This is a genomic window from Paracoccus halophilus (assembly GCF_000763905.1).
GTDB classification, from domain to species: Bacteria; Pseudomonadota; Alphaproteobacteria; order Rhodobacterales; family Rhodobacteraceae; genus Paracoccus; species Paracoccus halophilus.
This window is the reverse complement of record NZ_JRKN01000001.1, coordinates 224,400-238,409: the sequence shown is the minus strand read 5'-3', so window position 1 is coordinate 238,409 and position 14,010 is coordinate 224,400. Positions and strand designations below refer to the sequence as shown.

Genomic DNA, 14,010 nt, shown 5'->3' with positions numbered 1-14,010 from the left:
TGGAACCGGCGGGCCGTGACGCGCCGGGCCGGTACCCCGCCACCGGCCACATGTTGAAACGATTTCGCCCGGCCGCTTGCGGCCGGGCGCTGTCTTTCGTTCCGGCTGGCCGCGCAGCGCGGCCGCCCGGTCAGGCGTTCACGTCCCAGCCGCTGATCTGCTTGCTGTCCATGAACTCCTCGATCCCCCAGACGCCGCCCTCGCGCGCCCGGCCCGAGGCCTTGACCCCGCCAAAGGCCGAGCCCGCGCCACGGGCCTCGCCATTCGTCTCGATCATGCCGGCGCGCAGGCGCCGCGCCAGCCGGTTGCGGCGCTGGCCGTCCTGGGTCTGGACATAGTTGGTCAGGCCGTAGATCGTGTCATTGGCGATCTCGACGGCCTCATCCTCGCTGTCGAAGGGGATGATCGACAGGACCGGGCCGAAGATTTCCTGCCGCGCGATGGTCATGTCGTTGTTCACATCGGCAAAGACCGTCGGCCGCACGAAATAGCCGCGATTGACGCCCTCGGGCAGGCCGGGACCGCCGGCGACCAGCCGCGCGCCCTCGTCGATGCCCTTCTGGATCAGATCCTGGATCTTGTCCCATTGCAGCTTGCTGACCACCGGCCCGATATGACGGCCCGGTTGATGCGCGGTCGCGACGGGCGTGTCCTCGGCCACCTTCCTGGCCTGCTCGACCGCCTGGTCATAGAAGGACCGCTCGACCAGCATCCGGGTCGGCGCGTTGCAGGACTGGCCGGAATTGTTGAAGCAATGCCGGGCGCCGCGTTCGACCGCCGCCGGGTCGGCATCGGCAAAGATCAGGTTGGCGCCCTTGCCGCCCAGTTCCAGCGTGACCTTTTTCACCGTATCGGCGGCCGCCTTGGTGATCGCGATGCCGGCCCGGGTCGAGCCGGTAAAGCTGATCATCTCGACATCGGGATGCACCGAAAGCTGCGTGCCGACGCCCACGCCATCGCCGTTCACCATGTTGTAGACGCCCGGCGGCAGCCCGGCCTCGTCCATGATCTCGGTCCAGACGATCGAGGAAAGCGGCGCGATCTCGCTGGGCTTCAGCACCACGGTATTGCCCGCCAGAAGCGCCGGGATCACCTTCAGCGTGACCTGGTTCATCGGCCAGTTCCAGGGCGTGATCAGCCCGACCACGCCGATCGGTTCCCAGGCGACCATGGTGGTCGGGGCATGCGGCCCCAGCGGGCGGATGAATTCGAAACCCTTGAAGTTTTCGATGAAGGTGGCGATGTGAAACTCGCCCGCGCCGGTCTGGTCGCGCAGCGCCATGTCCTGTGGCGCGCCCATCTCGTCGCTGATCGCCTTGGCCATGTCGGGCGCGCGGCGGCGATAGATCTCGAGGATTTTCTCGACATAGGCCAGCCGCTCGGCCGGAGCGGTCGCGGACCATGCCGGAAACGCCGCCTTGGCCGCCGCCACCGCAGCGTCCGTATCGGCCTGATCGCCCAGCGAGATCACGGCGACGGGTTCCTCGGTCGAGGGGTCGATCACCTCAAGATCGTTGGGCCTGGCCGGGTCGACCCATTGGCCGTTGATATAGAATTTGCGCTTGTCGGCAAGATCGCTCATCCGGGTGCTCCTCTGTCTTTCATCCGTGCGTTTGCAGTTCAAGTTGGCAGCGGCGCGCGCCGGCTTCAAGCCGCGGATCGACAATTAATCGCCCGCCGGGGCGGGTGGTTGGACAATTGACGCGACGTGACTATCTTGGCGCTGACAGCAACCGAAAGGACCGGATCATGTCACTGCGTATCAACGATACCGCCCCCGATTTCACCGCCAACTCGACCGAAGGCCAGATCTCCTTCCACGACTGGATCGGCGACAGCTATGCGATCCTGTTTTCGCATCCGCGCGATTTCACGCCGGTCTGCACCACCGAATTCGGCGTCGTGGCGCAGCTGGTCCCGGAATTCGAGAAGCGCGGCACCAAGGTGATGGGCGTCTCCGTCGATACGGTCGAGGATCACGGCAAATGGATGCATGACATCGAGCAGGTCGCCGGCGTGCCCGCCAATTTCGCCATCATCGACGATGCCGAGCTGAAGGTGGCCAAGGCCTATGACATGCTGCCCGCCGATTACTACCTGCCGACCGAGGGGCGCACGCCGCAGCATTCCGCCACCGTGCGCACGGTCTTCATCATCGGGCCGGACAAGAAGGTGCGGCTGACGATGACCTACCCGATGTCGGTCGGCCGCAACTTCGCCGAGATCGTCCGCGCGCTGGACGCGGTTCAGCAAACCGACGGCGTGCCGCTGGCGACGCCTGCGAACTGGATGCCCGGCCAGGACGTGATCGTGGCCACCGCCCTGAACGACGCCGATGCCGAGGCGAAATACGGCAAGCTGGACAAGAAGCTGCCCTATCTGCGCTTTGCCCGGGATCCGAAGCACGGCTGATGGGCACAGGCCGCGCCCGGGCGGGGCGCGGCCTGTCCGGGGCGACGCGGCTGATGCGCAGATTCGATCGACGGCCCATGATATGGATCGTCGGCGACCGAACGGTAAAATCGGCGCAAGAAATGGACCGATCAGCCAGCCTGACAGATAAGGTTGCTAGAATTTCCAGGATGCTCTGAGGCCGGCGCTCCATGCGTCGGCATCAGTGCCCGAGCCACCGATATTGTTGAACTCATGCTCGAGCAGTTCCAGGCTGACGATGGCCCGGGGGCTGACGGCATAGGCGGCGCCAAGACCATAGAAACCGCCCCAGTCATCACCGAGACCATCAACATCCACTTCCGCAGTGCCGGCGACGACATATAACAACGTCCGGCCCAAATCGTAGCCGGCGGTCGCCTTGAAGCGCATCACCCGATCGACGGAAACATCGCCGGAGACAAGATCAATATCCGTCCAGTCATGCTCGAATTCGCCGCCCAGAACCCATTGACCCCCATCATACCTGTATCCGGCGTGAATACCGTAAGCTACGTCGTTTTCCTTGACACCGGCGATGCTGGTATCCACCTCGAGATTGCCGATACCGACGCCGGCGTAGAAACCTGACCAGTCTTGGGCGAGTACCGAAGTTGCCGATAGCGCCAGAAACGCCGCGCCCGTCGCAAGATGCTTTCTCATTGCTCCCTCCATGTGAACGTCCATTCGAGCAAAGCGCCGCGTTTGCGGGCTCATCAAGCGATACGTGCGGGATCGTCCGATGAATCAAATTTCCGCGTCGGCGGTTAATGACAAATATGTGAACACGGTTTGGGCATTGTGGCGCCAGGCGGCAATTCTGTGCCGGAGAGCTGATAGTATTGGCTCAAGGCAGCCATTGCCGAACCTCCATCCGCCGCGCATCAGGCCGAAGGGTTCGCGTGCCCAGACCTGCCGATTGCGCAAATCGGCCAGTACGTCCCGGCAGGTCCGCCCCCCGCCTAAAAACTGTTCCGCTCGTGATAGGTGCGCAGGAAGGCCTGAATGCGCGCATCCTCGGGCTCGTGCAGGATGCGGGCGGGGCTGTCCACGCCGACCAGCTCGCCCTTTTCCATGAAGGCGACCTGATCGGCGACATGGGCGGCAAAGCCCATCTCATGGGTGACAACGACCATGGTCATGCCCTCGGTGGCCAGCGCCTTCATCACGTTCAGCACCTCGCCCACCAGTTCCGGGTCCAGCGCCGAAGTCGGCTCGTCGAACAACATGACGCGGGGCTCCATGGCGATGGCGCGGGCGATGGCCACGCGCTGCTGCTGGCCGCCGGACAGGCGCGAGGGGTGGTTGGCCATCTTGTCGCCCAGACCCACCTTTTCCAGCGCCTCGGCGGCGCGTTCGCCGGCCTCGGCCCGGGACATGCCGCGCACGCGGATCAGCCCCTCGGCCACGTTTTCGCGCGCGGTCATGTGCGGCCACAGGTTGAACTGCTGGAACACCATGCCGATGGCGCGGCGCATCCCGCGCAGCTTGCGGCCCGGCATCCTGCGGCCCGGCGCGTCATAGCCGATCATCTCGCCGTCGATGCGGATTTCGCCGCTGTCATATTCCTCGAGGAAATTGATGCAGCGCAGCAGCGTGGACTTGCCAGAACCGGACGGCCCGATCAGGCAGGTCACCTTGCCCGGCTGGATCGCCAGATCGATGTCCTTCAGCGCGTGAAAGGGGCCGTAGAACTTGTTGACCTTGCGGATATCGACAGAGGCGGCCTGCATGTTCAGGTCCTTTCTTCGACCAGATGTTTCGTGATGCGCGCCTCAAGCCGCCGGCCCACGCGCGAGATCGCCTCGACCAGCAGCCAGAAGAACAGCGCCAGCACGAGGTTGGTTTCCAGATAGCGGAAGGTCTCGGCCGACATGCGGCCGACCTGATACATCAGTTCCGGCACGGTGATGATCGACAGGATCACCGTTTCCTTGGTCAGGATGATCGAGAAATTGACCAGCGCCGGCAAGGACGAGACCAGCCCCAGCGGCAACAGGATGCGCCGCACGATGGCCAGCTCGGCCATGCCGATGGCGCGGGCGGCCTCGATCTGGCCATGCGGCACGGCGCGAAAGCCCGAGCGGAAGATTTCCGCGAAATAGGGGCTGCCATAGACGGTCAGTCCCAGGATGCCCGCCGGCAGCGCGTCCAGCCGCAGCCCGACCAGCGGCCCGCCGTAATACAGCACGAACAGCTGCACCAGAAAGGGGGTGCCGCGAATGATCTCGATATAGGCCTGGATGATCCAGCCCAGCCAGCGCGGGCCATAGCGCTGGATCAGCGCGACCACCAGCCCCAGGGTCATGCCGAAGACGGTGCCGGCAAGCCAGCACAGCACGGTGATGCCAAAGCCTTTCAGCAGTGCCGGGCCGTATTGCAGGAAGATGCTGAAATCCATCACACGGCCGTCCTGTGTTCAAGGTAACGCCCCAGTGCCGCAAGGCACAGGTTGATCAGCAGATAGATGCAGGCCGCCGCGATATAGACCTCGAGCGGGCGAAAGGTGGTCGCGGCCTGCGCCTGGCTGGCGCGCGTGACCTCCATGATGCCCACGACCGACACGAGCGAGCTGGCCTTGACCAGCAGGATCAGCTCATTGATCAGCGCCGGCAGCGACATGGTGAAGGCCTGCGGCAGGATCACCCGCGTCCAGACATCGCGCGGCCCCATGCCGATGGCGATGGCGGCCTCGGTCTGGCCCCTGGGCAGGGCGGCGATGGCGCCGCGCCAGATTTCGCTGATATAGGCGCTGGCGCAGATGCCGACGGTGACGACGGCGGCCACGATGGCGGGCACGTCGATGCCGATCACCGGCAGCGTGTAAAAGAACACCAGAAGCTGGACGAGCAGCGGCACGCCGCGCAGAAAGCTGACCCAGACAGCCGCGAAACGGCGCAGCGGACCATAGGGCGACAATCGCGCGGCGCAGATCAGCGTGCCGATGACCAGCCCCAGGGCGATCCCCAGGACCGAGATCAGCAGCGTATAGCGCGCCGCCAGGAACAGCGGGTAAAAGCTGTCCAGAAAGACGGGGATCGAAAACATGCGGGCCTCGGGCTTGGTCAGGTGACGGGCGGGGCCGACCCCGCCCGCAAAGGGCTTATTCGGCCGGAACTTCCAGCGGCAGCTCGGTATAGGTGCCCAGCCATTTTTCCTGGATCGCCTGCACGCGGCCATCTTCGGTCATCTTGATGATGGCGTCCCTGATGGCATTGGCAAAGCTTTCGGTGGCCTCTTCCTTGCGCAGCACCCAGGCGAAATATTTCGGCTCGCCGAATTTGGGCTCATCGAACAGGGCAAAGGTCTCGGGGCGGTTCTTCACCAGATAGGTCAGGTTCGGCAGCGAACCCGCCACCGCGTCCAGACGCCCGGCGGCCAGATCGGCATAGGCTTCGTCCGTGGTGCCGTATTCCTTGATCGTAACATCGCCCAGCGACTGGCCGAATGCCTCAAGCTGCTTGAACTGCGCGGTGCCCTGCTGGACGCCGACGGTCTTGCCCTTGATATCCTCGGGCCTGGTCAGGGTGTCGTTGGCGGCGGCCCTGACCAGCGCCACGGTCGCGTCCGCGATCGGCAGGGTAAAGGTATAGCGTTCCAGCCGTTCGGGGGTGATGGTCACCGGCGCGATGACGATGTCGAACTTGCCGACCTCGAGCCCCGGCAGTTCGGCGGTCCAGGGAATGTCCTGATAGACCGGCTCGACGCCGATTTCCTTGCTGACCTCATCGAAAAGGTCCTTGGTCATGCCCTCATAGGTGCCGTTGGTCAGCATGTCGAAGGGGGCGTAATGCATGTCGGTCGCGGTCACGATCTTGCCGGCCGCCTTGATATCGGCAAGCTGGTCGGCCGATGCGGCGCTGCCAAGGCCAAGGGCGGCCAGACCGAACAGCGCGGCCCTGATGCTGGTTTGGAAAGTCATCTGTCTTGCTCCTTGTTGGACGGTTTTACAGGCGCGGCCACGATGCGTTGCGCCGCCGCGCCCCATGGATCAGAGAATCCCGGGCAGATTCAACCCGTGCTCGCGCGCGCAGTCCAGCGCGATCTGATATCCGGCATCGGCATGGCGCATGACGCCGGTTGCGGGGTCGTTCCACAGCACGCGGGCGATGCGCCGGTCGGCATCCTCGGTGCCGTCGCAGCAGATCACCATGCCGGAATGCTGCGAAAAGCCCATGCCGACGCCGCCGCCGTGATGCAGCGACACCCAGGTCGCGCCCGAGGCCGTGTTCAGAAGCGCGTTCAGCAGCGGCCAGTCCGACACCGCGTCCGAGCCGTCCTGCATCGCCTCGGTCTCGCGGTTGGGACTGGCAACCGAGCCGCTGTCAAGGTGGTCGCGGCCGATCACGATCGGGGCCTTCAATTCGCCCGTGCGCACCATCTCGTTGAAGGCCAGACCCAGCTTGTGGCGAATGCCCAGCCCGACCCAGCAGATCCGCGCCGGCAGGCCCTGAAAGCTGATCCGGTCCCGCGCCATGTCCAGCCAGTTGTGCAGATGCGGGTCGTCGACCAGTTCCTTGACCTTGCGATCCGTCGCATAGATGTCCTCGGGGTCGCCCGACAGCGCCGCCCAGCGGAACGGCCCGATGCCCCGGCAGAACAGAGGCCGGATATAGGCGGGCACGAAACCGGGAAAGGCAAAGGCGTTCTCAAACCCCTCTTCCAGTGCCATCTGGCGGATATTGTTGCCGTAATCGACGGTCGGAATGCCCGCCTCATGGAATGCGACCATGGCCTCGACCTGCTGGCGCATGCTGGCGCGGGCGGCCTTTTCCACGCCCTTGGGGTCGGTTTCCTGACGCGCGCGCCATTCCGCGACCGTCCAGCCCCGGGGCAGATAGCCATGGACCGGGTCATGGGCGCTGGTCTGGTCGGTGACGATATCGGGCCGCACGCCGCGGCGGACCAGTTCGGGAAACACCTCGGCGGCATTGCCGATCAGGGCCACGGATTTCGCCTCGCCGGCCTTGGTCCAGCGCTCGATCATCTCCAGCGCCTCGTCAAGGCTGTGCGTCTTTTCATCGACATAGCGGGTGCGCAGGCGGAAATCGGCGCTGGCCTCATTGCATTCGACGGCGAGACAGCAGGCCCCGGCCATCACCGCAGCCAAGGGCTGGGCGCCACCCATACCGCCAAGCCCGGCGGTCAGGATCCAGCGGCCTTTCAGATTGCCGCCGTAATGCTGGCGGCCGGCCTCGACAAAGGTTTCATAGGTGCCCTGCACGATGCCCTGCGACCCGATATAGATCCACGACCCGGCGGTCATCTGGCCGTACATGGCCAGACCTTTCTTGTCGAGTTCGTTGAAATGGTCCCAGTTGGCCCAATGCGGCACAAGGTTGGAATTGGCGATCAGCACGCGCGGGGCGTCCTTGTGGGTCTGGAATACGCCGACCGGCTTGCCCGATTGCACGAGCAGGGTCTGGTCCTCGTCCAGCGCCTTCAGACTGTCCACGATGATGTCGAAATCGGCCCAGGTGCGGGCGGCGCGGCCGATGCCGCCATAGACGACCAGCTCATGCGGGTTCTCGGCTACGTCGGGATGCAGGTTGTTCATCAGCATCCGCATGGGGGCCTCGGTCAACCAGCTTTTCGCGGTGATCTCGGTGCCGGTCGCGGGATAGATGTCGCGGGTGTTGTGGCGGGGGTTGTTCATGGATGCCTCCCTCAGGCCAGCATATTGCCGGAAATGATGATGCGTTGAATCTCGGACGAGCCTTCGTAGATGCGCATGATGCGCAGGTCGCGGGCAATCCGTTCGATGGGGAAATCGCGGGTATAGCCATAGCCGCCATGCAGTTGCAGCGCGGTGTCGGCGATCCTGCCCGCGGCTTCGGATGCGGCCAGCTTGGCCATGCTGGAGGCCAGCGAAAAGCGCCCGCCGCTGCCGTCATGCGCGGCCTGCCGCTGGCGCGCGGCGTCCTGCGACAACAGCAGCGCCTGTCGATAGGCAAGGCCCATATCGGCGATCATCCAGCGGATGCCCTGACGCTCGCTCAGCGCCTGCCCGCCGATCACGCGGTCCTTGGCATAGGCGATGGCGGCCTGCATCGCGGCGCCGGCCAGCCCCAGACATTGCGCGGCCACCTCGATCCGGCCGTTGTCCAGAACCTGCATGGCGGTGCGGAAACCGCGCCCTTCCTCGCCCAGCAGGGCATCGGGGGGCAGTTGGCAGTCGATGTTCAGGGTAAAGACATGGCCGCCCTTCAGGCCCATGGTGCGCTCGGCCGGGCCGGGATCGAACCCCGGGGTCCCCTTGGGCAGGATAAAGGCCGAGATGCCGCGATGCCCCTGCTCCGGGTCGGTCACCGCATAGACCACGAGGAAATCCGCAACGCCCCCGTTCGAGATAAAGCATTTCGCGCCCTTCAGGTGCCAGCCATCGGCGGTCCTGCGGGCGCGGGTCTTCATGTCGGCGGGGTCCGAGCCGGCGGTCGGTTCGGTCAGTGCGAATGCCCCTAGGGCCGTGCCGATCGCGGCGCGCGGCAGCCATTCCTGTTTCTGCGCCTCGGACCCGCCGATCAGGATCGAGTCGGTGGCCAGATAATGCGCCGTCAGCGCCGAGGCGGTCGAGCCGCAGGCCCCCGCCACGATCGCCACCGCCCGCAACAGCGCCGGGGCGGAAATGCCGCTGCCGCCATATTCCTCGGGCAGGTTGGCGCCCAGCATCCCGGCCTCGGCCAGAATTGCCAGCTGATCATGCACAAAGGTCGCATTCTCATCGGTATCCGCGGCTTTCGGGGCGATCCTTTCCGCGCAGATGCGGGTCAGCAGATCGCAGAACAGCCGTTCCTCATCGGCCAGCATATGCCAGTCGTCATTCATGCGGATCTCTCCAATCCAAGTTCTTTCAGGACGGCCTCAAGATCGCCGCCCAGGGCGGGGGCCGAGGCCGGGGCGATGGGTTTTGCCCCGTCGAAACGCACCGGCTGGCCGACCGTCGGGGCGGTGCCCAGCACCGGATGCGGCAGATGGCTGACCAGGCCGCGCGCCGCCGCGTGATCGTTTTCCGCCGCCTGCGCGATATCCCAGATCGGCGCGGCGGGCAGACCCGCGCCCGACAGCGCCGCCACCGCCTGTTCGGTGGTCAGGGAACGCGACCAGGTCTCGATCAGTGCCCTGACCTCGGGTTCATGCGCGGTGCGGGTTTCGTCGCTGGCAAAGCGCGGATCGCTGGCCGCGCCGGGCGCGCCGATCAGATCGGCCAGGGCGCTGAATTGCCGGCCGGACAGCACCGCGATCACCACCTGCCCGTCGCGCGTGGCAAAGCAGCCAAAGGGGGTGGACAGGGGGTGCCGGTTGCCGACGCGCTGCGGCAATTGCCCTGCATAAAGATGCAGCGCATGGCTGGTGGTCAGCATGGAAAACAGCGCGTCATACATGGCGACATCCAGCGTGGCACCCTGCCCGGTGCGGTCGCGCTGCACCAGCGCCGCCATGATCGACCAGCTGGCAAACAGCCCGGCGATCAGATCGGCCACGCTTTCGCCGGTCTTCAAGGGCGCGCCGCCCTCTTCGCCGGTGGCGGCCATCAGCCCCGACATGGCCTGCACGACCAGATCATAGGCCGGCAGGTCTCGAAACGGCCCCTGCTGCCCGAAGCCCGAGATCGAGCAATAGATCAGCCGCGGATTGGCGGCGCGCAGCGTTTCGGCCCCCAGACCCAGCCGGGCGGCAACGCCGGGGCGAAAATTCTCGACCACCACATCGACGCGCGCGGCAATGGCCTGCGCCAAGGCCAGATCGCCCGGATCCTTGAGGTCCAGCGACAGGCTTTTCTTGCCGCGATTGTTCAGCGTGAACAGCGCGCTTTCACCATCGCGAAACGGACCGATATGGCGGTAATCATCGCCCTGCGGCGGCTCAAGCTTGATGATCTCGGCCCCCAGATCGGCCATCAGCGCCGTGCAATAGGGGCCGGCCAGCACGCGCGACAGGTCCAGCACACGGATAGTTTGCAGCGGGCTCATGCGCGCAGCTCCGGCGCCAGCGCGGCCAGACGCTCAAGAATGGCGCGCAGGGTGAGGCGCAGCGCATCGGCCTTGGCCTCGTCATAGGCAAAGGGCGGGGTCTCGGTCGCCAGATGGGTGGATTGCGCCAGCTCCATCTGGATCGCATGGACGCCCTGCCCCGGCTGGCCGTAATGGCGCGTGGTCCAGCCGCCCTTGAACCGGCCGTTCAGCACATGGCTGCGGCCGGTGGCGGCACACAGATCGAACACAGCCTGTTCCAGACGCGGATCGCAGGAGGCGCCGCTGTTGGTGCCGATGTTGAAATCGGGCAGCCTGCCCTCGAACAGGAAGGGGATATGGCTGCGGATCGAATGGCAGTCATAGAGGATCGCCACGCCATGCAGCGCCCGCACACGTTCGATCTGGGCTGTCAGCGCGGCGTGATAGGGGGCGTGGAACGCAGCCTTGCGGGCGGCGATCTGATCCTCGCTGGGTTCCTCGGTCCAGATCGGGGCGCCGTCGAAATCGGTCAGCGGCACCAGCCCGGTGGTGTTCTGCCCGGGATAGAGGCTGGCATCGTCCGGCCCGCGATTGGCGTCGATGACATAGCGGTGAAAGGTCGCGCGCACGGTGGTCGCGCCGGGCAGCAGCCCGTCATAGAGCCGGTGGATATGCCAGTCGGTATCGGCCAGCACCTGCCCGCGCGGGTTCAGCCGCGCCCGGATATCGTCAGGCAGAAAGGTGCCGGTATGGGGCAGGCCCAGAATGACCGGGCCGTCGCCTTCGTGGATTTCGACCGGGGTCATGGGCGGACCTCATGCAGCAGTTCGGCAGGCACGGCGGCGACCAGTTCGCCCTGACGGATCAGGCGCGCGGCCTCGGCCAGATCGGGGGCAAGATAGCGGTCCTGATCCAGCGCCGGGACGGTCGCGCGCAGCCGGCCGATCACCGCCTGCAACGGCTCCGAGGTCGCCAGCGGCGCGCGGAACTCGACGCCAGCGGCCGCGCAAAGCGCCTCGATCCCGATGATCTGCGACAGGTTCGCATTCATCCGCCGCAGGCGCCGCGCGCCATGGGCGGCCATGCTGACGTGATCCTCCTGATTGGCGGATGTGGGGGTAGAATCCGTCGAGCAAGGCGTTGCAAGATGCTTGTTTTCGCTCATCAATGCGGCGCTGGTGACCTCGGCGATCATCAGGCCGCTGTTCAGCCCCGGGTCGGGGGTCAGAAAGGGCGGCAGATCATGCGACAGGGTGGGGTCGACCATCAGCGCGATGCGGCGCTGCGAAATCGCGCCGATCTCGGCCAAAGCCAGCGCGATCTGATCGGCGGCAAAGGCCACCGGCTCGGCGTGGAAATTCCCGCCCGAGACGATCTGATCGGCCCGGGTCAGCACCAGCGGGTTGTCGGTCGCGGCATTGGCCTCGATCTCCAGCGTGCGGCCGGCCTGCCACAGCAGATCGAGGCAGGCGCCCGTGACCTGCGGCTGGCAGCGGATGCAATAGGGATCCTGCACGCGGGTATCGCCCTCGCGATGGCTTTCGCGGATGACCGAGCCTTCCATCAGGGCGCGGATGGTGCGGGCGGCCAGGATCTGTCCGCGATGGCCGCGCAGCGTGTGGATCTCGTCCAGGAAGGGCGCGGTCGAGCCCATGATCGCGTCGGTGGAGAGCGCCGAGACGACCAGCGCGGCGCGCGCGGCGGCAAAGCCCTCGAACAGGCCGGCCAGCGCGAAGGCGGTCGAGACCTGGGTGCCGTTGATCAGCGCCAGCCCCTCTTTCGCGGCCAGAACCACCGGCGTCAGCCCGGCTGCGGACAGCGCATCGGCCGAAGGCATCTCGCGGCCCTGATGGGTCGCGCGCCCCTCGCCCAGCATGGCGGCGGCCATATGGGCCAGCGGCGCCAGATCGCCCGACGCCCCGACCGAGCCCTGCGAAGGGATCACCGGCAGCACGTCGCGGGCCAGCATATCCTCCATCAGCGCGACCACCTCGGGGCGGATGCCGGATGCGCCACGGCCCAGCGACAGCAGTTTCAGCACCATGATCAGGCGCACGGTTTCCGGCTCGACCGACTCGCCCACGCCGCAGCAATGCGACAGGATCAGGTTGCGCTGCAGCGTGGCCGTGTCACCCGCCGCGATCTTGATCGAGGCCAGCTTGCCAAAGCCGGTATTGACGCCGTAGACCGGCACATCGCCATTGGCGGCGGCGGCGATGCGGGCGGCCGAGGCGGCGATGCCTGCGCGCGCGCTGTCGTCCAGCCGCACGGCGGACTGCTGGCGCCAGACCTGTTCCAGCTGGGCAAGCGTGGTTTCGCCGGGGGTCAGGATCAGTTCAGTCAATTTCGCCTCCGAAGATACGCTTGTGCAGGGGGTTGAAGCCGATGCGATAGGTCAGCTCGGCCGGATGGCCGACATCCCAGACCGCCAGATCGGCGCGCATGCCGGCGGCAAGCCGGCCGCGATCGGTCAGCCCGAGGGCCTTGGCCGCATGACGGGTCACCCCGGTCAGGCATTCGGCCGGCGTCATGCGAAACAGCGTCGCGCCCATGTTCATGGTCAGCAAAAGCGAGGTCAGCGGCGAGGTGCCCGGATTGCAATCCGTGGCCAGCGCAATCGGCACACCGGCCTCGCGCAGGCCCTGCATCGGCGGCAGCTTGGTCTCGCGCAGCGTATAGAAGGCACCGGGCAGCAGGACCGCGACGGTGCCCGATTCGGCCATCTCCGCGATCCCGTCCGCGCCCAGATATTCCAGATGATCGGCCGAGATCGCGCCCCGCTGCGCCGCCATCAAGGCCCCGCCCAGATCGGACAGCTGTTCGGCATGCAGCTTGACCGGGATGCCCAGCCTTGCCGCATGATCGAAGATCGAGGCCATCTCGTCGCGGGAAAAGGCGATGCCCTCGCAGAACCCGTCCACCGCATCGACCAGCCCTTCGGCATGGGCGGCGTCCAGCCCGGCAATCACCACATCGCGGATATAGCCGGCGCGGTCGTCCTTGTATTCCGGCGGCAGGGCATGGGCGGCCAGCCAGCTTGTCTCGACATGGATGGCACGGGTTTCGCCGATCAGCCGGGCTACCCGCAACATTTTCATTTCGGTCGCGATATCCAGCCCGTAGCCGGATTTCACCTCGATCGTGGTCACGCCCTCGGCGATCAGGTGATCGACGCGGCGCAGCGCGGACGCCAGCAGCGTGGCCTCATCCGCCTCGCGCGTGGCCCGCACCGAGGACAGGATGCCGCCCCCCGCGCGCGAGATTTCCTCGTAGCTGGCGCCCTCCAGCCGCATCTCGAACTCGCGGGCGCGGTCGCCGCCGAAGACGATATGAGTGTGGCAGTCGATCAGCCCCGGCGTCACCAGCCGCCCGCCCAGATCGTGGCGCGTGGCACCGGAAAATCGGGTGGGAAGCTCAGCCGCCGCCCCGATCCAGACGATTCGCTCGCCCTCGATCACCAAGGCGCCGTTTTCGATCAGGCCGTAGCCGTTTGATTCGGCGTCCATTCCGGCCAATGTGGCATGGGTGAGAAGCTGCATGGCGAAAGCTCCGGATTGATTTATCATCGGATATATGTCTAAACTTAATTGCGATCTATGTCTAAACTTATTTTTGGAAAAATGAAGGG

The 14,010-nt window shown here is 65.8% G+C and carries 13 protein-coding genes; 1 reads left to right on the top strand and 12 read right to left on the bottom strand.

Features of this window, described 5'->3' with window-relative positions:
- Nucleotides 1-130: 130 nt before the first annotated feature.
- Nucleotides 131-1,582 carry an aldehyde dehydrogenase family protein gene (locus tag IT41_RS01160; protein WP_036738032.1) on the bottom strand — a complete coding sequence of 484 codons (1,452 nt, stop codon included), beginning with the start codon at nucleotides 1,580-1,582 and terminating at the stop codon, nucleotides 131-133.
- A 167-nt stretch (nucleotides 1,583-1,749) separates the two neighbouring features.
- On the opposite strand from IT41_RS01160, the gene IT41_RS01155 reads away from it, so the two are divergent.
- Nucleotides 1,750-2,412 carry a peroxiredoxin gene (locus IT41_RS01155; protein WP_036738030.1) on the top strand — a complete coding sequence of 221 codons (663 nt, stop codon included), beginning with the start codon at nucleotides 1,750-1,752 and terminating at the stop codon, nucleotides 2,410-2,412.
- A gap of 156 nt (nucleotides 2,413-2,568) precedes the next feature.
- Here IT41_RS01155 and IT41_RS01150 read toward each other — a convergent pair whose 3' ends face one another.
- From IT41_RS01150 to hutI, 11 genes are all read right to left on the bottom strand, one after another.
- Nucleotides 2,569-3,093 carry an outer membrane protein gene (locus IT41_RS01150; protein ID WP_175496373.1) on the bottom strand — a complete coding sequence of 175 codons (525 nt, stop codon included), beginning with the start codon at nucleotides 3,091-3,093 and terminating at the stop codon, nucleotides 2,569-2,571.
- A gap of 299 nt (nucleotides 3,094-3,392) precedes the next feature.
- The gene (locus IT41_RS01145; protein ID WP_036738029.1) at nucleotides 3,393-4,163 is read right to left on the bottom strand and encodes an amino acid ABC transporter ATP-binding protein; all 771 of its coding nucleotides are present in this window, start codon (nucleotides 4,161-4,163) and stop codon (nucleotides 3,393-3,395) included.
- A 2-nt stretch (nucleotides 4,164-4,165) separates the two neighbouring features.
- A complete protein-coding gene (locus IT41_RS01140) occupies nucleotides 4,166-4,831 on the bottom strand; it encodes an amino acid ABC transporter permease (protein WP_036738028.1) in 666 nt (221 codons plus the stop codon).
- Complete coding sequence (locus IT41_RS01135; protein WP_036738025.1) at nucleotides 4,831-5,478, bottom strand: amino acid ABC transporter permease; 648 nt, start codon at nucleotides 5,476-5,478, stop codon at nucleotides 4,831-4,833. The genes IT41_RS01140 and IT41_RS01135 overlap by 1 nt, the downstream gene beginning before the upstream one ends.
- Before the next feature lie 55 nt (nucleotides 5,479-5,533).
- Nucleotides 5,534-6,352, bottom strand: a complete 819-nt coding sequence (locus tag IT41_RS01130; RefSeq protein WP_036738024.1) for a transporter substrate-binding domain-containing protein — start codon at nucleotides 6,350-6,352, stop codon at nucleotides 5,534-5,536.
- Between the two features lie 69 nt (nucleotides 6,353-6,421).
- On the bottom strand, nucleotides 6,422-8,086 hold the full coding sequence (gene hutU / locus IT41_RS01125) for a urocanate hydratase (protein WP_036738021.1): 1,665 nt from the start codon (nucleotides 8,084-8,086) through the stop codon (nucleotides 6,422-6,424).
- A gap of 11 nt (nucleotides 8,087-8,097) precedes the next feature.
- Nucleotides 8,098-9,255: an acyl-CoA dehydrogenase family protein gene (locus tag IT41_RS01120; RefSeq protein ID WP_036738019.1), complete on the bottom strand. Its 1,158-nt coding sequence runs from the start codon at nucleotides 9,253-9,255 to the stop codon at nucleotides 8,098-8,100.
- Nucleotides 9,252-10,400, bottom strand: coding sequence for a CaiB/BaiF CoA transferase family protein (locus IT41_RS01115; RefSeq protein ID WP_036738017.1), 1,149 nt, complete (start codon nucleotides 10,398-10,400; stop codon nucleotides 9,252-9,254). The genes IT41_RS01120 and IT41_RS01115 overlap by 4 nt, the downstream gene beginning before the upstream one ends.
- Nucleotides 10,397-11,188 (bottom strand): N-formylglutamate deformylase, encoded by a 792-nt coding sequence (gene hutG, locus IT41_RS01110; protein WP_036738016.1) that lies wholly within the window; start codon nucleotides 11,186-11,188, stop codon nucleotides 10,397-10,399. The genes IT41_RS01115 and hutG overlap by 4 nt, the downstream gene beginning before the upstream one ends.
- Nucleotides 11,185-12,726 carry a histidine ammonia-lyase gene (hutH, locus tag IT41_RS01105; RefSeq protein WP_036738014.1) on the bottom strand — a complete coding sequence of 514 codons (1,542 nt, stop codon included), beginning with the start codon at nucleotides 12,724-12,726 and terminating at the stop codon, nucleotides 11,185-11,187. Before hutH ends, hutG begins: the two co-directional genes overlap by 4 nt.
- Complete coding sequence (hutI, locus tag IT41_RS01100) at nucleotides 12,719-13,921, bottom strand: imidazolonepropionase (RefSeq protein WP_036738012.1); 1,203 nt, start codon at nucleotides 13,919-13,921, stop codon at nucleotides 12,719-12,721. The genes hutH and hutI overlap by 8 nt, the downstream gene beginning before the upstream one ends.
- Between the last annotated feature and the right edge of the window lie 89 nt (nucleotides 13,922-14,010).